Origin of the sequence: Agitococcus lubricus (assembly GCF_003051055.1) — a bacterium.
Classification (GTDB): Bacteria; Pseudomonadota; Gammaproteobacteria; order Pseudomonadales; family Moraxellaceae; genus Agitococcus; species Agitococcus lubricus.
Genome location: NZ_QAON01000004.1, coordinates 205,378 through 231,145 on the forward strand (window position 1 = coordinate 205,378; position 25,768 = coordinate 231,145).

Consider the following 25,768-nt stretch of genomic DNA (forward strand, 5'->3'; position numbering starts at 1 on the left):
ACAATAAAAACGATTTGAACTGTCACAATGGATTTATCGTGTTGACCTTATTCTCTTTTACTTGGTTCAGTGACATCTACGCTAGACAGTCTCAATCAGCAATCATCCGTTATCGACTTCAGCCTAAAAATAACAATCCTCTACGGATATATGTTCATGAAAACTGTTGCTAACTTGTTTGCCAATACACATACCGTGTTAGGGGCAGATCAGCAAAAAGATCGTCATTTTATTACAATAGAGCGTTTGGCTATTGATGAAGATGGCAAATGCACCTTTATGAAAAGTGTAGAAGGATTAGCACAGAACGAATATTGGATTGCCCGCGAAAAAAATATTTTAATGTTATTAAAAAAGACGCCACATATTGTTCGTCTACGCAAAGAAGAAGAAAAAACAGAAACCTCTTATCAAACGGTTAAAACACGTGATGCGGGTTTGTCTCTCGCACAATGGTTATGCGCTAAACCACTCCATATTGATGGACAAGTGCCGCTAAAACATCCCTTTTATCCCGTCGTTAATTTTTTACTGTTAGCCAAATACGCCATCACGGCTCTCAAACATATTCATCAGATGGGGGTGATTCACGCCCATTTACGTCCTGATAATATTTGTATTCCTTATTTACCCACCCCTTATCACTTTGATAGTGACTTACAGCTAGATATTGAAAATTTGGCACTCATTGACTTTATGTTTGCCATTAGCCATACCCTCAAATTGTCTAGAGCTATTCCTATTTCTACGAATACAGAAGGCACACAATCACGTTTACTGCTTAATGCCCTAGAAGAAGACCGCCAAACACGTTTAGCCGAAAAAATTCAACGGGTGGATTACAGTGTCGACATGTTTGCTTTAGGGGTGATTTTAGAGCAAGTGTTTCAGCAAGATTTGCTGTATCCGCCTGATAGACAAGCAGAGTTGTCTATGGAGATACACCAACTGATTCAAGAGCTGAAAAGTTATGACAAAGGCATTCCAGACAGTATCAAACGCAAATACTTTCATTTGTTGCCCCATGATGGCTATCTAAAACATATTGATTATCTATTAGCCTTAGATAACAAAGCCTTAGCCCCCCATAATTATCGTCTACGCTTAGACCCCACCCAGTTTTTAGACGATGACATGAGTTTGTCATCGACTGATACGACTTTTGCTCCAGAGATTGTCACGATGACCACGAATCAACAACCCATGAATCCTAACACCCAATCCGTACCCGATTCTTCGTTAGTAGATAGCCATATTGAGCTGAATAAAGGGGTGGTGATTTCTTTAATTGTGACCGCTCAAATCATTTTCTTTTTTGTACAATCGGGTAATGAGCTAGGCCTTGATGTCTTGGCCTCTTCTAGCTTGGTGTTGGTCGTCGGCATTCTTGCCGCGCTTGCGTGCAAAATGCTAACTAAATCGACGCCCAGTACAAACAACATAACAACAACAAACTCCATAAAAACAGAGACCACCCCTATGCAGGACCATGACGATGTCGTCAGTGCGCAGGAAAGCGCGGCTGACGTTGTTGAATTATCGAAGGGTGTCGTTATCCCTTCAGTCATCACACTCATGCTGATGTTTTTTATTTACAGTGATGGCAATCAGCTTAATCTCGATATTTTATCCTCGATGATGCTGATTCTCTTGTGTGGAGGTGCGACAGCATTTGCGGGCAAACTTTTTGGGACGCCCCCTGCACCACAACGCCGACCTGCCACCTTAGCGCGCAACGCTGTGCCGTCTAGCGACACTGAAGACACATCTGATGCAGCCCCTGTCGTGGTTGCCGCCGCTGCAACAGTAGCTGCTGTATCGCAACAAACCTTAGAACTGGATGAGATTGATGCGATTGCACAGGCTGAATTACATCCATCTAAACCCACTGACACACCCACAACACCGGAAACAGAGGCGACCGATACGCTGTCGACACCAACGCCTGACACAACAGAAACGCTTCAAAATAAAACTGACATGCCCGAGCCAACCAGCCATGTGACTAATAATGAGGACATCACGGAGACCTCAGCGACTAACAAACCCGAAGCTATCAGTGTCAGTCCAGAAGTCGCAGCCGCTTTACAAGAAGACAGTAACCATGAGCCACCTGCCAAACTCTTAACGATGGCAAGCGCGCCCGTTAAAGAAAAAGAAGACGAGCTCATTAGTGTTAATAAATGGGCGGTGATTGCCGTGTTAGTTGCCTTACAGTTGGGTTATGAGGCGTATACCTTATTAGACTTAAAACAAGACAATACTAGCACCGCAGCGACACCAGAACCTGCCCCTGCATTAGCGGTAGAGGCTACGCCTGCTGAAGAACCTGCCGAATTATTACCCACAGAAGAGCCACCTGTTGATGATGTCGCCGCCGCGAATATTGCTTTACTGAGTGAAGCCAGTAGTGTCAGCACACCCGAAGTCGCTACGGTCAAGAACAAAAAAGAGACACCTGATAGTGTGTTATTATCGGGGAGTCCAAGTACGCCTGCACCCAAAGTCGTTAAAGAAAAAGCCCCAAAACCTGAAAAACCAGCGAAAGAAACCGTCACTCAGACAACATCCGCTAACGATAATACTGCTACCACGACCGAAGTCACTGAGCCTGCACCTGTGGCGACGCCAGCTGTTGCGCCTGCTACTGTTGCCACCGAAACCAAACCTGCTCCAGCAGCAGAGACCAAACCAGCCGAAAAGCCCACGCCTAAATCCCTCACACGCGGGCTTGCCGAAGCACAAAATACGATGGGTTGGCACTATTATCACGGTGATGGCGTAAAACGTGATTACGAGGAGGCCTTCAAGTGGTTTCAAAAAGCCGCCAATTTGGGTGAACCCAGTGCGCAATTTAATATTGGCATGATGTATGCCTCAGGGACAGGCACGAAGCAAGACTTTAGTGAAGCGGCTAAATGGTACAAAAAAGCAGCCGAACAAGGTAAAACGAGTGCACAATTAAATTTAGGCATGATGTACATCAGTGGTCGAGGGGTACGCCAAAATATTGATGAAGGCGTAAAATGGTTGGGTAAAGCCGCTGACCAAGGGGATACCACCGCTAAAGCCAACTTAACATGGTTAGTCCAGCAGGGTTATATCAAAGGAGAGACTGAGCCTACGCCTGTGGAAAACAAAGCCGAATAAAGCCTGAGACAGTACTCCCTAACGGGAGTACTGTGACATCCCCTACCCTCGATTGATTATTGCCACAACGCTCTTAACTCCTGTGTCGCTTGCACCATCTGCGTTAACGCTTGTTTCACTTCTGGCCATGCTCTTGTTTTTAATCCACAATCGGGATTCACCCATAAGCGCTGTTTGTCTATCCCTTGTGCCGCTTTTTGCAGTAGCTTTTTCATGGCTGCCGCTGTCGGGACTTGAGGCGAGTGAATATCATATACACCTGGTCCAATCGCGTTGGGATAGGCAAATTGTTCAAATGCGGTTAATAACTCCATAGCCGAACGTGCGGTTTCAATGGTAATCACATCGGCATCCATCGCTGCAATTGCTTCAATACAATCATTAAACTCCGAATAACACATGTGCGTATGAATTTGTATGTCATCACTCACGCCACCCGCACTGAGTTTAAAAGCCAATACAGCCCATCGCCAGTAGTCTGCCTGCTGTTGTTGACGAAGCGGTAAACCTTCTCTAAAGGCTGGCTCATCAATTTGAATAATCTGAATGCCTGCCTTAGCCAAGTCAACGACTTCATCACGAATCGCTAGTGCTAATTGCAAGGCTATTTGCTCACGACTAATATCGGTACGCGCAAATGACCAACATAGCATGGTCACAGGGCCTGTTAACATGCCTTTAACCCAACGCTGACTCTGTTGTTGCGCATATTGAGCCCACGCCACTGTCATGGGCTGAGGACGACTAATATCGCCAACAATAATGGGGGGTTTGACACAACGGCTACCATAACTCTGCACCCACCCTTGTTGACTAAATACATAGCCCTGTAGCTGCTCGCCAAAATACTCGACCATGTCATTACGTTCCGCTTCCCCATGCACTAAGACATCTAAACCTAGCTCTTCTTGAATGGCTAAGGTTTGTTTAATTTCCTGCTGCATCGCAATCACATAATCAGACTCGCTCAACAAGCCTTGTTTGTAAGCAGCGCGTGCGCGACGAATCTCTGGGGTTTGCGGAAATGAACCAATGGTGGTTGTGGGTAATAACGGGAGTTGTAAACGCTGGTGTTGAATCAACGCACGCTGTTCAAACGCACTTGCGCGCTGGGCATCTTGTGCTGTCAGTTGCGCCACACGTTGTTGCACTGCAAGATTGCGCCAACGGGTACTTTGCTCTAACTGCTGATATGCCTGTCGTGCTTCTTGGCTAGCACGCTGTACCGTGACCGCATCAGGCTGTAGAAGGGCTTGTTTGAGGCAGGCAATTTCAGCCAGCTTTTGTTTGGCAAATGCCAAACAGACTTTTACCTCCGAGGAGAGTTGTTGTTCTGCTTCTAAATCGACTGGCACATGCAACAAAGAACAACTACTTGCTACCCATAAGCGTTCGCCTAAACGTTCATAGGCAGGTTTGAGTATGTCCAAACTGGCGTGCACATCGTGGCGCCAAATATTACGGCCATCGACGAGTCCTAAGGATAATACTTTATAATCGGGTAACTGGTCTAAGGCTTGTAACCATTCCTGCCCACTACGTACCACATCAATATGCAAACCCGAGACAGGCAAACGACTGGCGATGTATAAATTTTCGTTCAATGGCGCAAAATACGTTGCTAATACTATACACAAGTCACGGCGTTGTAATTTATGGTAAGCGCGTTCAAAAGCGGCTTGCCATGCTGGCGCTAAGTCTAAGGCTAAAATAGGCTCGTCAACTTGTAAACACGCCACGCCTAAACCAGCAATTTGGCTAAATAATTCAATATAAACAGGCACTAAACGGTCTAACAAGGCTAATTTATCTTGCTGATTACCATACGCCTTAGCCAACCATAAATAGCTTAATGGGCCTAACAACACCACTTTGACGGTATGACCTAAGCCTTGTGCTTCTTTAATTTCGGCCAATAAACGGTGTGCAGATAAGTGAAAGTCTTGGTCGTCGGCTAACTCAGGGACAATATAGTGATAGTTCGTGTCAAACCATTTGGTCATTTCACATGCAGGCGCATCTTGCCCCGTCGGCGCACGCCCTCTTGCTAATCTAAAACTCAAATCTAGGTCTGTTGTCGTCTCATTTGTCTGAAATCGCTGCGGAATGACACCAAAATACAAACTATGGTTCAATACATGGTCATAAAATGCAAAGTCACCCACCGTCACCCAATCTAAACCTGCGTCCGCTTGTAACTGCCAATGTTGTTGACGCAAGGTCTGTCCTACACGCTCTAACTCTTGTTGGCTGATTTGACCTGACCAATACGCCTCTAAGGCTTTTTTTAACTCTCGTTGTGCGCCAATGCGCGGAAAACCCAAACAATGTGCTCGCATCACGTTTCACCTTTTATCTAATAGCTTGCTGACATACAGTATGCTTAGGATAAAAACTTGAAACAAACTCATTTATTTAATAATTAAATTGAGATATATTCATGTTATAAGCCAGAGTACAGTGACTATGTTCGATTTACGCCAACTCAAAACGCTCGTCGCGATTCGTGATACAGGCTCTCTCGCCGAAGCGGCACAGCGCTTGCACCTAACACAATCGGCGTTATCACACCAATTAAAAGACCTAGAACATGTACTCGACCTAACACTCTTAGTACGTAAGACTCGCCCTCCACGTTTTAGCAAAGCAGGCGAAGCCTTATTAGCCTTAGCAGACCACGTATTACCCTTAGTGCGTCAAACTGAGCGCGAATTAAATAAATTACGGCATGGCCAAGCAGGTCGATTGATGTTAGCGATTGAATGTCACAGTTGCTTTGAATGGCTGATGCCGACATTGAATCAATTTAGGGACGATTGGCCAGAAGTAGAGCTTGATTTTCAAACGGGTTTTATTGACGATGCGCAAGAAAGTCTCTTACAACGTGAGATTGATTTAGTCATTAGCTCGAATCCAACGCAACATCCCGATTTACGGTTTATCCCCTTATTTGACTATGAGTCGGTATTAGTGGTTGGTAAACAGCATCGTTTTCAGCAACGTCCCTTTATCTATGCCCATGAATTGGCCGATGAAACCCTCATTACCTACCCGATTCCACACAGCCGCTTAGATATTTTTCAACATTTTTTAAGTCCTGCGGGCATACAGCCTAGTCGCTTACGCAGCAGTGAACTCACCTTAATGATGGTACAACTGGCCGCCAGCGAACGGGGTGTTTGTTCCTTACCTAATTGGGTTGCCGCAGAATATGTGGCACGTGACTGGGTAAAAACGGTGTCTTTAGGTGAGCATGGCGTGTGGTGCACCTTGTATGCCGCCATACGCCAAGAGGATACCGAACTTGCGTTTATTGAAGACTTTTTGACCAGCGCGCGCCAAAACTGTTTAGCGCAACTTGCGGGTATTCGTTAGCACAACATGCCACCACCTCGCAGAAATGTTTAATGCTGAACCACGTGCGCTTCTAACCACAGCACGATATCTTCTATAACTTGCGTTTTGACTTTTTCGTGCAATAAATCGTGTAGTGCGCCCGTATAGGTTTTGATGTCTTTATCCACACTTTCTGCCTGTTTATACAGTAACTCACCGCCCGTGACTAAGGTATCTTGTTCGCCTACAAGGGTCAGAAATGGCACACTAATCCGCGCCAGACGCTTGGTAATATGCAAACTCGCCATCAATAATTCTTTACCTGTGCCCGCTGTCATTTGTCCATGAAAGACTAAGGGGTCGGTATCGTAGGCTTGTTGTTCTAATACAACGGATGACATACTGTTAGGAGGCAATGGCGCAACGGGAATACGCGGGATAATCCCGCCAATAATCCACGCTAAAATAATGTGTGCTTTAGAGATTTTTTTACCTACGGCCAACGCCCCACTATTAAAAATCACACCATCAATATCATGTCGTCCTGAAACCAAATAATGCGCCGCAACACAACCACCGACGCCATAACCATGTAAAAACACTTGTACGCTGCGTAATTCACGGTGCACAACTTCAATAAATGTCGTTAAATCGGCGACCCAATGGTCAAAATCGGCAATATATGCCCGTCTACCTTGTGATTGACCATGCCCTGCAAAATCAAAACCATAACAGGCATAACCTTCTTGTGTCAGGCGTTCAACTAATGCCATATAACGATTAGAATGGTCTGCCCACGTATGAATAAAGATAACGACCGCTTTAGGGTAAACGTCTGGCCACCAGCGTTGTGCGTATAATTTTTGGCCACGACTAACAAACTCGAATGGCTTATGGCGCATAAAGCCCTTCTCCTTAAGATGACAAATGACTTACGCCTCTATCACTAGACAGTCCCCGCAATCACTAGTCAGAGCTATAAATATGCGTTAACTATCGCTGGCGTAAGTCGTATTATTTTATATATATCGTTTTGTTGAGCTCACCATGAAGACTCAAACACTGTTTTAATCATTTAGGGTCTGTGGACGTTTTGATTATGGTTGCGAAAGAGACTATTTTTTAGAGGATACGAGGCATGAAGCGCGTAGTTTGGTTATTCCAAATCAGCGATGAGCAACAAAGTCGCCTCAAAAAATAGCTCTTTCCCTGTGGGTTGCGTTAAAAATTGACTCATTCTGCGTGACAAAACTGGACAATAGAATCACTACTCCCTGCGTTTTGTGCCTTGCCTGAGTCCATTTTTATCAGCAACGCGGCTCACACGCCAAACGTCAACAGCCCCTAATATAAGGTGATAGATTAAGCGAAGCTACTGTAATAGATTTAACGTAGTCAGTTTGCTCATTTAGTCAAACAATATGCAAATAAGCACAGATATTCTGGCGTATAAAGTCAAGCTCGTATATCAAAAATACCCGTTCGCGCGCATGAACATGAGGTAAGGCCACTTATGATGACCGCTTAAGAAGACATTAAGAGGCTTATCGGATGAGTCTGTGTTTGCTAACGCTACACAGACAACAAAGCCTGTTGATTGGCATACCCTATGGTAGATTAGTGAGTTTCACTGAGTACGGCGACTGTATACTCAGTGATAAATTAGCCCCATGCTTTCACTAAGGGTGCGGTTAACGAAGACAGCGCTACTTTTTGACCACCCTGTTCGTCAAAGTTATCAGGGGCTAACCACGTCAAAAAAGCCGATTTGAGTGTAGGCCACTCTTCATCTATCACGGAGTACCATGCCGTATCTCGGTTACGTCCTTTAGACACCATGGCTTGCCTAAAAACCCCTTCATAGCTAAAACCAAACCGTTTGGCGGCACGCCGCGACGGCTTATTGAGGGCATTACATTTCCATTCATAACGACGATAGCCCAAACTAAACGCATAATCCATCATCAAATACATGGCTTCTGTGGCGATGGCCGTTTTTTGCATCAGCGGCGAAAAATTCAGATGTCCGACCTCTAAACAACCATTTTTGGGGTCAATTCTTAAATACGCTGCAATACCTACCGCTTTATTGGTGTGTTGGTCGATAATGACATAAAACTGCGGGTCACTGGTTAACACTGAAACTCTTAACCAACTACGATATAACTCAAAGCTGGCAAATGGCCCATAAGGTAAATATGTCCACATACGGCCGTCTTTATCCAAACTGTTCGCTTCAAATAAGGCTTGCGAATCACGGTCTGGATTTAAGGGCTCAACACGGCAAAACCGACCTTGCATGTGTGTTAAGGGAGGTGTTTGTGGCGCAATCCAATGGCTAACTTTTAATCCAACTGCTTGTCCTAAAGCATTTGTCTCATACTTCATACGCCCCTCGTTGCTACTTATTCGGACTTTGGAATATTAAATCGCAAACACGATGCCTATGTTTTAGTGTGTCTGCATTGAATCATTTATAGCGATTATTAAACGATTAAACCCACTTGATATTAGATGATAGCAAAAAACTGCTGCCACTTTAGGGGCAGTTGTAATAAGCATTTTTTTGAGATAAGAGTAATATGATTTTTATTATTGTGTATTCAATCACAATTTATATATGTCATTAGAATATAGAAAGAGGGACCAAACTAAATGGCAGAAAAATACAGATAAAATTTTGATGTTTGTAGGGGTGATTACCCCCTACAAGCACACACATCAGGTTTTAGACCCAAGCACGTTTCAGAATGGCTAAAGCATCTTCAACACTGGCTTCCTTGGGATTAAAAATAATCGCGCCATCGTTTACGGTTAAGTCAGCGACTTGTTGTAACTGGTCTTCACGCACTTTACCCGTTTCGGTTAAGGTACGTGGCAATTTACAACGTTGATATAATTCATCGCGCATGGCACGAATGTATTGAATGGCTTTAGCTGGACGTTGGGCTTTAGGCGTTGCGGCATAGACATCATCGCCTGCTAAATACAACAACAACTCCCCAATACGCTCACCATTAACTTCTTGGTTATACTCCAAAACATAAGGCAAAAATAAACTCATACATAAGCCATGCGGAATATGACAGACTGCCCCTAATGAATGTCCTAGCGCATGCACTAAACCGACCATCGAATTAGAGAAAGCCACACCCGCCATGGTTGAGGCTTGGGCTAACTCTAAACGGCCATCGGCATCTTTAGGATTTTCCATGACCTTCATCAGATTTTGGCTAATTTTACGGATGGCTGCGGTGGCATAGGCATCGCTCATGGGGTTAGCACCCAAACACGTATAAGCCTCTACCGCATGCGTTAAGGCATCCATACCTGTCATCGCCGTAATATGGGGCGGTAAGGTCAAGGTCATACGCGAGTCTAAAACGGCGGCATTTGGCATTAAAAAGTAAGAGGTAAAAGGCAGTTTTACGCCCTTGTCGGTGTCGGCAACTACCGCCACCATCGTCACCTCAGAACCTGTACCCGACGTGGTTGGTACAACAAAAAATGGCTTTAAGGGTTTGGGAAGATTATGTGCACCTGAATACTTCAAGAGGTCATCGCCGCCCTCACTGACTAAAATATTAACCCCTTTACTGGTGTCAATGACTGAGCCGCCGCCAATCGCAATAATCGCATCACAATGATGTTCACGATAAATGGCAGCCGCCTTACGTACTGTATGCAAACTACTATCGGGTGGTACATCATCAAAAATAGCCACAACCTGACTCTCTGCGCCTTCAAACGCACTAGCCACATGCTCTAATAAGCCTGCACCACGCACCCCTTTATCGGTAATAATCATGGGGCGTTTAGATTGTAAGGTCGCCAATTCAAAAGGAATATGTTCTAAGGCTTTATGACCTGCAACGACTTTAACAGGACAAAAAAACTCATAATATGATTTGGCCATGATTAACTCCGATTTAAGAAATTTTTTGCCACTAACCCATAAATGCGGGCAGCTTTATTGATTTTTTCATTCAAGGTTAAATTTTCTGGATAACGCTTAACCGCCATTTGTGCAATCATTTTTGGCAAAATTAAGGCTTCCATTTTATCTAAACAACGCACTAAACGAATCGCATGTGACACTTCACCATCAGCCACCATACGGTCATTAGCAAATGCACGTGCTGTCCCTTCTTGAAAAGACAACACCAAAAAGGCATGTGATAAATGCTTAAACTTAACCGTTAAGTCAGGTTTACCTGTAAAGTCAGAGACTAACTCTAAATGCCCACCCGCAATGACTTTGGCGGTAAAACGCGAGCCATTGGGTAACACAATCATTTGAATATGAAAGCCGACGGGTAAGCCCGCAACTTCTTTACGCACTTCTTCATCGACATAACTGGTAGATACCAAACCCCGTCCCACAACTTCCATCATGGTGGCAACATATGCACGCTGTAACTCTAGCAAAATTTTTTGTTTGTTCACTGTCTTGGTCTCTTGGCAAAATGGAACACAACCTGAGGCTGGCATCAACAGACATGTGATGCCCCTCTGCCTGACTGTATGAGCTTAGAAGCTGTCCGCCCCTTCTAAGGCTAAAACACTCGGCATAAATTAAGCGTCTGACAGTAGCACTAGCGTCCCTAGGGAGCAAGTAAAAGCACTCTTTTGACGATAAAATTTGTCACATCTGCCAATGTACTGCCAACAAATTGCTTATTTACTGTACGGTTTAATCTTAATTTTTAGTGTATTTTATTCCTGAGTGTCTGTTTGACACAAAACCCGTTATTTATCAGTTCCCAAACTGCCAGCCGCTATACAGGCACAGGGTCTCACACACAAAGGATGCGTTTTATGCTGACGTTTGATGCGATTGCCACTTTAGGTGTGGCGACTCTAGTCTTAATCATCGGCTACTACTTACAACAACATATTTCTTTTTTACGCCGCTATAACTTACCGACGCCCGTCATTGGCGGTTTGGTGATTGCGCTATTGTTATTACTAGGACAACAGCTTTTTGACTATCGAGTCAAATTTGATAACAGTGCACGCACCCCGTTGATGCTCGCCTTTTTTACCAGCTTAGGTTTTGCTGCCAGTTTACGCCTACTCAAAATTGGCGGTCGTTTTGTCTTGATATTTTTAGCTCTGAGTATTATCGCAGCGATTCTACAAAATGTTGTCGGGGCGACGGCGGCACACTTAATGGGGCTGCCTGCCCTATTTGGGGTACTGTGTGGGTCGGTCACGTTGACGGGGGGGCCAGCGACAGGTTTGGCATTTGCGCCTCAATTTGAGCAAGCAGGGATTGCAGGGGCAGAAGCGATTGCTGTCGCAGCCGCGATGTGTGGGATTATTATGGGCGGGGTCTTTGGTGGCCCGATTGGTACTTGGCTCTTAACCAGACTTCAACGTGATGGCAAAGCCATGTCAGCTAGCTCCCCCACCTCCGTACTCGATAAACTTCATCACAGCCTCAATTCTCACAGCGATACGCATTTACTGAGTTGTTTTGGCTTAATTATCATGGCGATGTGGTTAGGCAGTTGGGTCAGTGCAGGTTTTATTGCCTTAGGTCTGACCTTACCTGCTTATATTGGCGCCATGATTGTCGCTGCCATTTTACGTAATCTCAATGACTATTACCGTATTGCGCCCGTCAACCCAGAGACTGTAGACACTATCGGCTCAGTGGCATTGGCCTATTTTTTGGCATTATCGCTAATGACCTTAGAGTTAGCCAAACTCAGTACGGTCGCTATCCCGATTTTAGTGCTTATTAGCATACAAGTCGTATTGATAGCCACCATCAGTGCCGTATTTGTATTTAGGTATATGGGTAAAGATTATGAAGCTGCAGTCACTGCCACGGGATTCTATGGCTTTATGATGGGGACAACGGCGAATGCAATGGCCAATATGGAGGCGTTTGTACGTCGTTACAGCCCCGCGCCACGTGCTTATTTGGTTGTGCCTATTGTCGGTGCTTTTTTTATTGATTTTGCCAACACCTTTATTGTGCAACTTTGTTTAGTGTGGCTACGCTAAAAACAACAAGGGCTATCACAGCCCTTGTTGTGATTAACCGTCGATTAAGGCCAAACTGTAACGCCATCTACTGGACGAGCAGCAACTTTCAATGTGCTGCAATGTTCGGTTGCCCCGTAATACACTACCGTGGCAGGCATAAAACCATAACTTGCCACTTGCTGATTGGCGGCATCACTGTACGTGATACCCCATGCATCAAATAACGGACGCTGGTCTTTAGCCGTTAAATAGGAATAACTTATCAACATAAAATCATTGCCGTTCATTGACGTAGGCGCGGCACTGTATGTGCCAAAACCGAGTTTTACGCTATTCGCTGTCCACGCCGTGGACGATTTAATCGCTTCGGTAAATAAACGCTCGTGTAAATACATCAAGGTATAAATTTGCCAGCCATTTTGCAGCGTTGCTAAGGTGTCGGCGGCATAAGCGAGTTGCAAATAAAAGGCTAAACGCTCAAAAGCATTATCATATGTGCCTGTTTGTGACCACAATTTAGTGTACATCGCTGACTTAGCGTCAGTTGTCTTTTTAGCCTCTTGTAACCATGTATACATTTTGGTGTCGTTGCCACGGCTACAATGCTCCACCTTGAGACCCGTTGCTTGATAGTATTGCCAACCTTTATAACTGGGGAATAAATTATTGGAGACTTCGGTCGATTTACCGCTATAAATTTTTAAGCGTTCACGCTGTAAATTATGGCCAATCTCATGGCTTTCTCCCCATCCCATGGGCGATAACGGCCAATCTTGGTCGTAAGGATTGCCAGAACACCCCGAACCACAATGTGCCATGGTATCCACGGTAATATGTTGCACCACAGGTTTGGCATGAATGCTTGTACTTGTACAATCCCAACCTAAAGCTGTACATTTATTTTGTACGGCCGTCGGCAAGGCCAAACCATCCCCTGTAAAACCTGCCAAATCATAAGTGCCTTTAATCATATAAGTCCAAATATCGGCAAAGGCTTTTTTCAAGTCACCGTTATATGGCGCACTATTAATAGTTTGCTTCAACATACTGACACGCGAGTTGATATCAACAAAATCTGTTTTGATACCTGCCCAATCGTAAGGCGTCGTTGCGAGGGTTGTTTGGAAATTATTGACTAACGTTGTGTTGTTAATATTACTTAAATACGGATACATAGTAACCCCCACCATGCGCATCTTAACCTGTCCCGTACCTGCGGGGAGATTGAGATAAACCGCTCCACCATAAGGCGAGATAATGGTTTTCGTTATCGTAGTGGTAGGAATGGTTGGGGTTTGTAGGTATTTCGGTCTAGCTAAGCCATTGCTATTAAATGCACGGGTTGAACCACTACGAATCGAATTAAGATACAACCCAACATTAGCACCCGTTGTATCGGTGCGTACGACTTTAAGAGGCATCCCTGCTAAAGCGTATAAACCCGTGCTCACGCTTTGAGGGTTCGTGCCTAAATTAAAAACCAGCTCTTTAGAGGTGGTGGTAGGCGTCGGATTCAGATGATTAGCAAAAGTACCTAAATCTTCCTGACGAGGATTTAAGCTACGCACATAACTATTTAAGTGGTCGGCTAAATAGGCCTTATAGAAGCCATAAGGATTGGTTTGTTTATCTAAGGGATAATCAATTTGTGTGCGTAATTTATCGCCCAATAAGACAAACATTTTTAACAAGCGATATCCTTGCAACTGGAATAATGATGTACCCGACTGGTCGAGCTGGCGTAAACTATTACGCAAATAACTGGCAGGCGCAACAAATTCGCTATTCCATTGTGGAACAGCATCACAACTGACTGTCCCTACGTTATTAACACATTTAGACCAGTCAAAACTCGGAAAATCTTGGTTTTTTAGATGACCAACCAGTCTACCTACCTGTTTTAAGGGCATATCTAGAAGCATCATAGGGTTCTTATTGCTCCAACTGGCATAATCGCCATTGAACCAATTTCCTGCATAGGGCATTTCTGCGCCAATCGTTTGCATTAAGCCATTAGAATAGGCATTCGTACTCCAACGGTTATGAAAATATACCAAGCCCACACCTGTCGTTACACGTGCCAACACATTTGCCAAAGCGCCAGATGCGGCCGTATCTGCAATACTGTCACCACTAATAATCAGGTTAGCAGAAGCAATACATGTTGCTAAATTCGCTGCATCATTACAAACGTTAATTGTCCACAATGGAAATCGCGCTTGTAACCATTGTTGGGTGCGCGTCAGGTCTGTACCTGACATCATGACAATACTGACTTTTTTATTGGCTGATAAAGCAGTTATCGTGGTTTTTAACGCAATCCGTAAACTATTATCCATCACGCGTTCTAAACCGCTCATGTCACCTGCTTGCAGGCGAGCTGGCACATTGGTACCCCAAGCCAAAAACCGCCCATTGCCGTAAGTCCCTGCTATCGCTAAATTTGTATTTTTAGCAGAGCCCATTAATACAGGAAATGTACGACTAATATCATAGATGTTAAAAATTTGGCTATTCTGACCTGCGTTATAATTAATCGCTGTATTAGGTGGGTATAGCCCATTAATAAAACTGGTTTGTAAATTTTTAGTCGTTATCACTTGAGCATCAATCGCGGTGTAAAGTTCGTCTACGGTATCGACTAAATAGGCATTACCTTTGCTAATAGCGCTCGTTAAATCACTGGCCAACACCGTTGTCGAACAGGCATTGGCAATAAGTAATGTTAATAATAGTTTTTTCATTGTTATTACTCGGTTAAACCCACAAATAAGCAAAAAGAATTATCAACTTAAGCCTAGTCTGAAACTGTGTGTTTATTGGCAATGCCCCATAAAAAAAGGCGCTATTTCGCGCCTTTTTTTACAAAATGAGACTTAGTTAAACATACGAGCTCTACCTACAATAACCATAGCCATGTTTCTAACACATTAATGCAATCGCTGTTTATGAAACACTAATTGGCTATGCTCAACATCCACCAAAATGGTATCACCAGACACAAACTCGCCTGCTAACAAACGTTGGGCTAAGGGATTTTCTAAGCCAGTTTGGATAGCACGTTTTAATGGACGTGCACCATACACAGGGTCATAACCTGCAACCACCATTTGCTCCATCGCCGCTTCACTGAGGTCAATTTTTAAATCACGTTCCGCTAAACGTGAACGTAATCTATCTAATTGAATTTCGGCAATGCCACGAATTTGACTTTCCTGCAAAGGATGAAATACCACCATCTCATCAATACGATTAATAAATTCAGGGCGGAAATGTTTGCCAACGACCTCCAATACCGCTAATTTAATTTGGTCATATTGTTTGTCTTCACTTAAATGACGAATCACTTCTGAGCCTAAGTTAGAGGTCATAATAATCACGGTATTTTTGAAATCTACCGTACGACCTTGACCATCGGTTAAACGTCCATCTTCTAACACTTGCAATAGAATATTAAAGACATCGGGATGGGCTTTTTCCACTTCATCCAACAACACCACGGAATATGGCTTGCGACGCACCGCTTCGGTTAAATAACCGCCTTCTTCATAACCGACATAACCCGGTGGCGCACCAATTAACCGCGACACACTGTGTTTTTCCATAAACTCAGACATATCAATCCGAATCATCGCCTCATCAGTATCAAACAAGAAATTCGCTAATGCCTTACATAACTCGGTTTTACCGACCCCTGTTGGCCCTAAAAATAAGAAAGAACCACTAGGACGATTGGGGTCAGACAAGCCCGCACGCGCACGACGTACCGCATTAGATACCGCTTCGACGGCTTCATGTTGGCCAACGACACGCTGATGTAAAGCTTCTTCCATACGCAATAATTTTTCGCGGTCACCTTCCATCATTTTAGCCACAGGAATGCCTGTTGCTTTGGAAACAACTTCGGCAATTTCTACATCAGTGACTTTATTACGCAATAATTGATGTGTGCTTTGCTCGGCATCATCGGCTTGATTAAGTTGTTTTTCCAAATCAGGAATCACACCATATTTAAGGCGTGCCATTTCATTGGTATCGCCTTTACGTTGCGCTTGCTCAAAGGCAAACTTGGCTTTTTCCAATTCTTCTTTAATGTTTTGTGAACCTTTAACACTGGCTTTTTCTGCCTGCCAAATTTCGTTAAGGTCGGCATATTCACGCTCTAGCTTTTGAATTTGGCCTTCAACTAACTCTAACTGCACTTTTGAGGCTTTATCTTCCTCTTGTTTTAAGGCTTCACGCTCCATTTTTAATTGAATAATACGGCGGTCAAGTTTATCCATCACTTCGGGTTTGGAGTCCATTTCCATGCGAATCCGTGAAGCCGCTTCATCAATTAAATCAATGGCTTTGTCTGGTAACTTACGATCAGTGATATAACGATGTGACATTTTTGCTGCGGCAATAATCGCAGGATCAGTAATATCCACACCATGATGCAACTCATAACGCTCTTTTAGACCACGTAAAATGGCAATGGTATCGGTCACACTTGGCTCATCAACCAATACTTTTTGGAAACGACGTTCTAAAGCGGCATCTTTTTCAACATATTGACGATATTCATCTAAAGTTGTTGCCCCGACACAATGCAGCTCACCACGCGCTAAAGCAGGCTTGAGCATATTGCCTGCATCCATCGCGCCATCGGCTTTACCTGCACCCACCATGGTATGTAATTCATCAATAAATAAAATAATATTGCCTTCTTGTTTGGCCAAATCATTCAGCACAGCTTTTAGGCGTTCCTCAAATTCACCTCTAAATTTTGCACCTGCAATCAATGCGCCCATGTCTAAAGACAACACTTTTTTATTGCGTAAACCTTCTGGCACTTCACCATTAATAATACGTTGTGCTAAACCTTCAACAATCGCGGTTTTACCCACACCGGGTTCACCAATTAACACAGGATTATTTTTGGTACGCCGTGCCAACACTTGAATAGTGCGGCGAATTTCGTCATCACGACCAATGACAGGGTCTAATTTGCCTTTGGCGGCACGCTCGGTTAAATCAATGGTATATTTGCTTAAGGCTTGACGGTTATCTTCGGCATTACTATCAGTCACAGGACTATCTCCGCGTAATTGTTGAATCGCTTGTTGGAGTTGTTGTTTGTTTAAGCCTGCTTGTTGTAAGGCTTTGGCGGTGTCGCCCCCCTGCTCAATCATCGCCAACAGTACTAACTCACTGGCAATAAATTGGTCTTGGCGTTGTTGCGCTAATTTATCAGCCAAATTAAACACACGCTGTAACTCTTGGCCAATTTGCACATCGCCCGTTGGTTTGTTTACCGTCGCCGCACGTGCTAAGACTTCATTCAACTTTTTATCTAAGCTCGCCATATTCACGCCTGATTGCGTTAATAAAGGTTTAATCGAGCCACCTTGTTGCTGAATAAAGGCTAATAATAAATGCACAGCATCAATCGTAGTATGGTCTTTACCTACTGCTAAGGATTGAGCCTCACTTAATGCTTGTTGTAATTTGGCAGTAAAACGGTCAAAACGCATGATGAGTCCTCATTCATTTTGAATGACTTACGCGGCTATCGCTTATTTATTCACATCTAGCTCGTTGTTAACGATTTTATGCTCATAAACCGCGCTAATTGCAGAGCGATGGGTAAGTCATTCACACATAAAATTTAAGGTTATATTTTATGAAATGAGGTATAGCCAAAAGATTTCAAGACGCAAATTTTTCTTTTTATAGGTCAGCGTGTTGAGACTTGAAAATGGGCAATGATTGCCCATTTAGGAGGAGTTTGGGTCTGCATGAGAGAGACAACAGGCAAACCCAGATACTAAACAAACGCAGTTTAATTATCTATCTTCATAACGTTGATGTTTGAAAAAGACTCCGCTGTCGCCAAAGGCAGAGACAATCAATGGCGAGGTTAACTCTAATTCACCAATTTTTTTAGCACTGGCACGACGTTGTTGTGCATAACTTAAATTGGTTGATGGAATAATAGAAGTTTTAATTTCCATTGACGTGGCATAGACATCATAGAGTTTGGAACCTGCACCTAACGTGGCTAAGTCATAACGGAAGTCATGCGCTGCCGTAGAAAATTTAGTTTTGACTTCGGGACGTGGCACAAAATAAATCTGTGTGGGTGCTTTAGGCGTTAATACCGCTACGCCTTTTTGCGTCACTTCGGCCATATCGTTCATCACCACTAAAGTAGGCTTAGTAGATACCGCAGAGAACAATGCCGTTGTACCTAAGGTTTCATTAGCTTCTGGCGAGACGTAGTTAGATAACTCGTTAGCAAAGAAGTTATGATTTTGACCTTGACCCGATAAGGTATATAAGGCGGATACGTTTTCTGAGGGTTTGCCATCAACTAAGGCTTTCCATGCTAAACCCGGTGCAAAACCACGGTCAGAGGGTAAACCTGTTACGGATAAACGTAATAAACCATAGTCAGAGCCTTGGAATAACCCTGTATACCCATTATTGGCAACAGGAATAAACTTCACTTTAGCCATTGCCCCATATGGATGAATCGGCTTTTTGTAACCTGCTGGCGCAACATCGGTACGGGTTTGCACTTTTTTCCACAAGATAGAACTAATTAAACCACCAATATCCACAGGAACTAAATTGGGCATCGTAGTTTTGTACTGAGTACGTTGTGCGCCATTGACCCATAAATGATCGGCTTTGGCTTGAGCAGACCATTTTTCGTAGTCAGCAGGTATATTTAAACCCCACGGTTTGAAGGCATTTTCCATACCCACCAAACTAGCCGCTAATTGTGGATGATGACGTTTAATCACATCAACCATCGTGGTGTTTTCTACCCACGCATAACCTTCTGGCGTATAAACGGTTGGCGTATAGTCTTTAGTAAAGAAACGGTCGGTCATTAAACGACGAGAAGCATTCAAAATAAAGATTTGGAACGCGGTTTCACCAAAAGCAAAGCCATCAGGACGTACGGTCTCAGCCATCATCCCTACTAAGGTATCAATCTTTTCAATGTCGTTGCTATACACACGTTTTAAGTTAGCTAAAGCAGCTGGTTCTGTGGTTAAGTCTTCAAATTTAGTAATGGGATTTAAGCCAATTTGACGACGGAATTGGTTGTAGCGAGGCACACCACGTTCACGGTCACGCAAAATATCGGTGGTTGCTAAGTCAATATTACCGACGATAGGAATAGACAAATTACGCAAGAAGTTTGGATAGTTATTTAAGGTTAACGAACCTGGGTTAGTAATACCAAAGGAATACCATAAACGGTCAGGACTTTCGCTAGTTAACATGGATTCAGCATTACGGTCACGAGTGTTTTCGACAGGCACGGACTTGCTCACTACGTTAGAGCCAATATCATACACATCCACTTTGTCGCGCATTAACGGGTGCATACGATATACGGCAACAAATTCTTCGGTTAAGGTATAAGGCACGCCATAATTGTTTGGATTCGCAGAGCCAACCAAACCTGCAATCGCGTGGTCTAAAGTGCCACTACCGACTGTACCTGCAATATCGGTATTAGCCCCTAAAAACGTTTTTAAGAAAGAGTCGGTTTTAGCTAGGTCTTCATACCATTTACGGGTTTCGGCTTGATATTTGTCACGGCCATTGGCATTACCAATTAAGCCCCACCAGTTTGCATACATAGCACGTTCGGTCACTGGATTGGCAATCACCGCAGGGGTCCATTCAACGGTGTGAATTTTGGCCATTAATGCCGAGTTAACTAAACGAGCTTTGTCATATAACCATTGGTCAGTTGCATTTGGATACTTTTGTTTGAGCATGGTAGCAATGGCATTATGCTCTTTGGTAAAGATTTGATGGAGCATACTAATCCCCACCCACCAGTTTTCGTTAAAACCAGTAATGGGTTTGCCGCTTAATAACTCAGTGGGTAATGTGCCATCGGCATTAATTTTTAATTTACCATCAACAAAAGAGCGTACTTTGTCATTTTGGGCTTTGCTGCTACCATATAACTGAGAGCCATCCCACCAGTGAGTATTGTGGTTACGGTAGGTATTAACCTTGCCTGCATCAGCAGCCGTGCGGCTTGGGTCTGCCTGAGTGCGGCGTACATTTAGAGTGCCACTACCCATGCTATCACCCGCAGGTAATGGCACTTTAATTGGGTTTGTGCTTTGATTTTCGCCGTGGTCAACCCAGTCATGCACCATAAACTGAATCCATGAGGCGGCGATAAAGTTAAGGCTAGGCGCAGGTTTAAATTCACCGCGAGCTAACAGCGTATTACTGACTTCGCGTGGGTTTGGGCTTAATAAAGTGTTGGCTTCGGTTTCGCCTGCAGTATACGTTGGATTGACATTACGGCCAAAACGCACATACACCGAACCTTCGGCAGGATTGCTTAAAATATTACACGTACCGTCTTCGGTACGTGCGCTTTTACTGCGTTCATCACAGACAATATGTTTGTTGAGTTTAGGATAATCTTCCAAATCAAACATATTATTTTTTAATAATTCATTACGCTCGGCTGCTAAAGTAATTAGCCCAGCAGCAATGCCCAATGTACCTAGCTTAGTCCAAGCAGGCCATGTGACCCAAATTGCCATTATGGTATTCCTCATGTGGTCGCTTAGGACTCAAACAAACCCGATGTACGCACGCTCACTACCGACTTAAAACATGTAGGCAACGGGGCGGCATGCAGTGGATGCATCAGTCCTATGGATATTGTTGTGTTTAGGAGCTGGCTGAATATTGAAGGACGTAGAGGTTTATCTATTTCGATACATTGCACTGTATCTCAGATTAGGACGTAGGGATTTCACCGAAATTAGCGCGTTTTGTGAGCTAAAAATCGCTAAAAGCGCTTATTTAGCGAGCAAATAAGTGCTAGTCGTGTACATCCTAAGCGTTATTTTTCTACAGCCACATTCAGTCGTGGGTAAGTCTAACAAAGGATTTTGGCTTCCCACCCCTGCTTTGGGTGGGGGCATATTGAAGATTTTTGCGCCCGACTTATGGCGTTATTTGACAATTTTTTTGTGATTATCTGTCATTTTTTGTGCTATCACGCCGTATTATGCTGATTTTTGGCGTTGGCACACACGGATTGTGCAAGCAAAGTACGCTATTTTTGATTTTTACGGTCATCTTTTAGTATTAGGCGGTCAAGTCCTTCATCGCCCCTCCTTTAGGTTACATTGCCCATACCAAAGTATGGGGTGATAGTCCCCAAAATGCGCTTATAATTCATCCCCATCAAAACAACAATAATAGTGTATCGTCTGATACGGCGCAGAATGGTTATTTACCTTAAAGCGGTTTTCTGTAGACGGTGTTTGTAATACGCCTTTATCTCCCTCCGCACACGGTGTCAATGCCTCTATCTCCTCGCTGTAGCAAGATAACACACGTCCGTCACAAGGATATGTCATGAGCTTGTCTAAATCTCATACGTCGCCCCAACGCTTGCTACGACCCGAGCTATTACATTTACTCGACCACAGCCAAACCGTAGCCTTAACCCTGATTTTAGCCCCTGCTGGCTCAGGCAAATCGACACTATTACAACAGTGGCGCAGCCAAACTTCACACGGGACAGTGGCTCATCTATCGCTCAATAGACGCGACCAAGATGCGATGTATTTTTTTCATCGTTTACACAAAACGGTTGCACAGTATGTTGCCATCAGCCCTGTATTATCAGGTAATGCGTTGGAGGCTGACGCCCAACAGCTCGATGTCTTTGTACAATGCTTGCTAGATGCATTTAATACGCTAGCGACAGACTTCTTTTTGTTATTAGACGATTTTCATTATGCCAGTAGCCCGTTAATTCAACAGTTTTTTGCAGACTTAGTGAATGACTTACCTGCACATATTCACGTGATTATTGCTAGCCGTAATTATCCTGCCTTTCCTTTGAGCCGTTTGAAGCTCGATGACCAACTGCTGCTCATCGACCAACACGACCTGCGTTTACCCCTCGCCCAGATTCATGAGTTTTGCGATTTATTACAGCAGCCTGCTCTCACACACCCAGAAACCGATGAGCTAGTCAGAATCACAGAAGGCTGGATTGCAGGCATTAAACTGGCGCTACTGGCCAGAGCCAAAACAGGCCAATTAGCAACAGGTGACTTTCAGGGTACACACCCAGAAATTGTGAATTATTTTTTAGATGTCGTGCTCAATGAGCTGGATGCTCCCTTACGTGAATTTTTATTGGTCAGTGCCATTCTGGACAAAGTAGATGCCAAAATTATGTCGTTTTTACTGCCTAACTTAGACTGTTGGCCGTTACTACAACGGGTTTGGCAAAAAAATCTGTTTATTCATCCCTTAGATGAACAATCTCATGTCTATCGTTATCACCCCTTATTTCAGCAATCCTTACAAACACGTTTATGGCAAGAATCGCCTCTCTACGCACAACAGTTACATTTACGCGCATCAAATTATTTTTTACAGCACCATGAGCCAGAATCCGCCTTGCACCATGCACAACAACTACAAGACTTACAACGTTTTTATCAAATTTTGGCACAGTGCTGTCAGCAATGGTTAAAAGAAGGTAAATTGGCCTTGATGCTGTCATGGTTACAACAAATTGATGCACACCTTCGTTTAGCTCAACCCAATTTGGCCTTGCTACATCTGTGCGCACTGATTTTTTCTCGCCAATTTAGTGCTGCGTTTTATCAACTTGGGCTACTAAAACAACAGATAGGACACGACGACCACGCAAACACCGTCATGACATTACACTTTTTAGAAAATGTGCTTTTATTATTTCATGATGATAATTACGACCCCGCGCCCGCTCTCAATGACCTAAACCAACACAAGCATTATTATGATATCCGTGATGCGGCTCATACCTTTTTAGCACGTCATGCCATGCTGCAAGGCGATTGTGAGGCGGCCATTCGGTATGCCAAATACGCTAAAACACTACTGACAGAACTCAATCACGATTATTTAAGCAGTTTTAATGATGTCATTTTAATTTTATCCGAGCGTGAGCTAGGACATGTTGTCGTGGCACGGCAAATGACACAGGCATTTTTTCAACAATACGCCAAGCAACCGCAAACCCCGTGTTGGGTCAATGCCGCCACCTGTATGGCAGTCAGTTTATATGAGCAAAATCGCTGTGCTGAAGCCAAAGATATCTGCGAACAATTAATGCTAACTATGGATTCCGCTTGTGTCACTGAACTGATGTTTCATGTCTATGTGACCTTAGCTAGGCTACAGGGTACAGCGGCCAATCAGCGTGCCAATCAACTGCTGCTACAACTCAGACGCATATTACGTCATGGCCAACACAGCCGTTTACTCAATCAACTGTTGGCAGAAGAAATCTGTCACAGTCTACGGACGCAACAATTAGAACATCTCTTAACCATTGTCCATGATTACGACTTGCTCGCCGACATCACACAACAAAGTTGGCTAAGTCCACCTTCGACTTATCAAGAATCATGGGTATATCGCGGTTTGGCGGCTGCCTTGTATTTGCGTAGTCGCAAGCAATATGCGGCTGCACTGACGATATTAACGGTACTCGACCAACACCTAGCGCGCTATCAATTGTGCAGTCGACGCACGATTATCAAAGCCAATCAAATCGTGCTGTTATCTTTACAAGGCAACGCAGAAGAGGCGAAACAGTTATTAGTCCGTTTGTGTCACCATGCGGGTATACAAGCAGGCATCCGCACCGTGTTTGACGAAGCTCCTGGCTTTGCCCATATTGTCCGTGATGCACACCAAAAAGGCATTATCACCCTACCCGATATCTATCTACAACACTACCGTGATGTGCTTTACCCTTACGTCGGCACGCCCACCACCTTAGCAGCAGACCAATTGACTGCCAAAGAGTATGAAATTTTAAGCCTGATTCAAAAAGGGCTGAGTAATAAAGATATTGCCCAAACTGTGGGTATTTCCTTGTCAACGACCAAATGGCATATCCAAAACATCTTTAGTAAATTACAGGTTTCTAACCGTGCCTCTGTGGTATCACTGCTTGTCCATCAAAAAATAACTGTCTAATCCACCGTAAGTCGCTGGACTTTTTCCAAATAGGAAACACCATTTTCAAGGTTTGTGTACTACTCAGTACACTTTTTATCCCTAAAAATAGCGTTATAACCTAGTGTTTTAATCAACTATTTTGAAGGAGATGGGTGATGTTAACTTGGCAGCGTTTTTACGCTGCGGTCAGCTTATTATTCGCGCTCAGTCCAGAAAATGCCTATAGCCATAACAATAACGACAACCTCTGGCCAGAGCCTGAACAAAGTGGTTGGTCGCTGCATATTGATAACGATTTATTTAGTCCGCATAAACAAGATAGAGACTACACAGGCGGTATAAATATCACCTTTGCAGGTCAACACGTAAAAAGATGGCCAATCTCTGTCGATAGGGCTCTCACCTTCATCAATCAAGGTTTAGGTATCAGACACCCCAATAACCTGTATTTACACAGTCTACAATTGGGCATTGCCGCTTTTTCGCCAGAAGATATTCAGCAAGAAAATATTGTGTATGATGACCGTCCTTACGCCAGTTTATTGTATTTAGCAAATTCACAATTACAGATAGTCGACGATAATACCGCTAATCAAAGTACACTAACGGTCGGTATTTTAGGAACAAAGGCCGCACAGCGCCTGCAAGAAAGCATTCATCAAGTGACAGGCTCTGAGCCGCCACAGGGTTGGCAACATCAAATTGCCAAAGGTGGCGAGTTGACCTTGAAATACAGTTATGCTCATCAACGTTTGTGGTACAAACAGGCGACGATGGAAATTAAACAATCTTATGAAGGGAGCTTGGGCTTTTTAACCGAAGCTAATAGTGCTATTTCTGTACGTTGGGGACGCATTAGCAGCCCGTGGTGGAGCTTTACACCCGACCGTTCTGAGTATTTTGCCCAGCCCAGTGTGGGTTTACCCATGCAGTACCGTTATCGTCAACCTGAGCTTTATCTGTGGGCAGGCACCAAATTACGTGTACGCGCCTATAATGCGTTTTTGCAAGGGCAGTTTAGAGAAAGTACCTTTAGCTATCAGCAAAGTGAGCTTGAACCCCTATTAGTGGAGTCATGGTTAGGTGTGACTCAACAAATCAGTACGCACTACCGATTAAGTTGGGTCTGGCGTTATCAAAGTGCGGAACTCAAACAAGGTCACGGCCATCGTGATTTAATTTGGGGAAGTATTATGATTAACCGTGATTTTTAAGTCGACTGCAACACGCTACCATTAAATAGCCAGACGCATCTTCTAGGCATGTTTAT

14 protein-coding genes are annotated in these 25,768 nt (G+C 43.9%); 5 read left to right on the forward strand and 9 right to left on the reverse strand.

Going from position 1 to position 25,768, the window contains the following annotated elements; translation table 11 throughout:
• Positions 1-156: 156 nt before the first annotated feature.
• A complete protein-coding gene (locus tag C8N29_RS06010) occupies positions 157-3,150 on the forward strand; it encodes a Sel1-like repeat-containing protein kinase family protein (RefSeq protein WP_170106904.1) in 2,994 nt (997 codons plus the stop codon).
• 56 nt (positions 3,151-3,206) lie between these two features.
• On the opposite strand, the gene metE is transcribed toward C8N29_RS06010, so the two are convergent.
• Complete coding sequence (metE, locus tag C8N29_RS06015) at positions 3,207-5,489, reverse strand: 5-methyltetrahydropteroyltriglutamate--homocysteine S-methyltransferase (protein WP_239986969.1); 2,283 nt, start codon at positions 5,487-5,489, stop codon at positions 3,207-3,209.
• A gap of 127 nt (positions 5,490-5,616) precedes the next feature.
• Here metE and C8N29_RS06020 point away from each other — a divergent pair, with 127 nt between their 5' ends.
• Entirely contained in the window at positions 5,617-6,525 is a 909-nt protein-coding gene (locus C8N29_RS06020; protein ID WP_107865139.1) for a LysR family transcriptional regulator, read from the forward strand.
• A 29-nt stretch (positions 6,526-6,554) separates the two neighbouring features.
• On the opposite strand, the gene C8N29_RS06025 is transcribed toward C8N29_RS06020, so the two are convergent.
• The 4 genes from C8N29_RS06025 to C8N29_RS06040 form a co-directional block, all read right to left on the reverse strand.
• Positions 6,555-7,388, reverse strand: coding sequence for an alpha/beta hydrolase (locus C8N29_RS06025; protein ID WP_107865140.1), 834 nt, complete (start codon positions 7,386-7,388; stop codon positions 6,555-6,557).
• 760 nt (positions 7,389-8,148) lie between these two features.
• The gene (locus C8N29_RS06030) at positions 8,149-8,874 is read right to left on the reverse strand and encodes a GNAT family N-acetyltransferase (protein ID WP_107865141.1); all 726 of its coding nucleotides are present in this window, start codon (positions 8,872-8,874) and stop codon (positions 8,149-8,151) included.
• A gap of 340 nt (positions 8,875-9,214) precedes the next feature.
• Positions 9,215-10,402, reverse strand: a complete 1,188-nt coding sequence (locus tag C8N29_RS06035; protein WP_107865142.1) for an iron-containing alcohol dehydrogenase — start codon at positions 10,400-10,402, stop codon at positions 9,215-9,217.
• Positions 10,403-10,404: 2 nt separating this feature from the next.
• Entirely contained in the window at positions 10,405-10,881 is a 477-nt protein-coding gene (locus C8N29_RS06040; protein WP_107865198.1) for a hypothetical protein, read from the reverse strand.
• Positions 10,882-11,304: 423 nt separating this feature from the next.
• Between C8N29_RS06040 and gltS the strand changes: the two genes are divergently transcribed.
• A complete protein-coding gene (gene gltS / locus C8N29_RS06045) occupies positions 11,305-12,501 on the forward strand; it encodes a sodium/glutamate symporter (RefSeq protein ID WP_170106905.1) in 1,197 nt (398 codons plus the stop codon).
• A gap of 44 nt (positions 12,502-12,545) precedes the next feature.
• Here gltS and C8N29_RS06050 read toward each other — a convergent pair whose 3' ends face one another.
• The 4 genes from C8N29_RS06050 to C8N29_RS16660 all read right to left on the reverse strand — a co-directional run bounded on the left by C8N29_RS06050 (position 12,546) and on the right by C8N29_RS16660 (position 21,887).
• The gene (locus C8N29_RS06050; protein WP_107865144.1) at positions 12,546-15,227 is read right to left on the reverse strand and encodes an ImpA family metalloprotease; all 2,682 of its coding nucleotides are present in this window, start codon (positions 15,225-15,227) and stop codon (positions 12,546-12,548) included.
• A gap of 186 nt (positions 15,228-15,413) precedes the next feature.
• Positions 15,414-17,999: an ATP-dependent chaperone ClpB gene (gene clpB, locus C8N29_RS06055; protein WP_107865145.1), complete on the reverse strand. Its 2,586-nt coding sequence runs from the start codon at positions 17,997-17,999 to the stop codon at positions 15,414-15,416.
• A gap of 312 nt (positions 18,000-18,311) precedes the next feature.
• Positions 18,312-21,059 carry a peroxidase family protein gene (locus C8N29_RS06060; RefSeq protein ID WP_107865146.1) on the reverse strand — a complete coding sequence of 916 codons (2,748 nt, stop codon included), beginning with the start codon at positions 21,057-21,059 and terminating at the stop codon, positions 18,312-18,314.
• 636 nt (positions 21,060-21,695) lie between these two features.
• Positions 21,696-21,887, reverse strand: coding sequence for a hypothetical protein (locus C8N29_RS16660; RefSeq protein WP_146164423.1), 192 nt, complete (start codon positions 21,885-21,887; stop codon positions 21,696-21,698).
• Between C8N29_RS16660 and C8N29_RS06065 the strand changes: the two genes are divergently transcribed.
• On the forward strand, positions 21,886-24,516 hold the full coding sequence (locus C8N29_RS06065; RefSeq protein ID WP_107865147.1) for a helix-turn-helix transcriptional regulator: 2,631 nt from the start codon (positions 21,886-21,888) through the stop codon (positions 24,514-24,516). The genes C8N29_RS16660 and C8N29_RS06065 overlap by 2 nt on opposite strands.
• Positions 24,517-24,653: 137 nt before the next feature.
• Complete coding sequence (locus C8N29_RS06070) at positions 24,654-25,712, forward strand: lipid A deacylase LpxR family protein (protein WP_107865148.1); 1,059 nt, start codon at positions 24,654-24,656, stop codon at positions 25,710-25,712.
• Positions 25,713-25,768 lie beyond the last annotated feature (56 nt).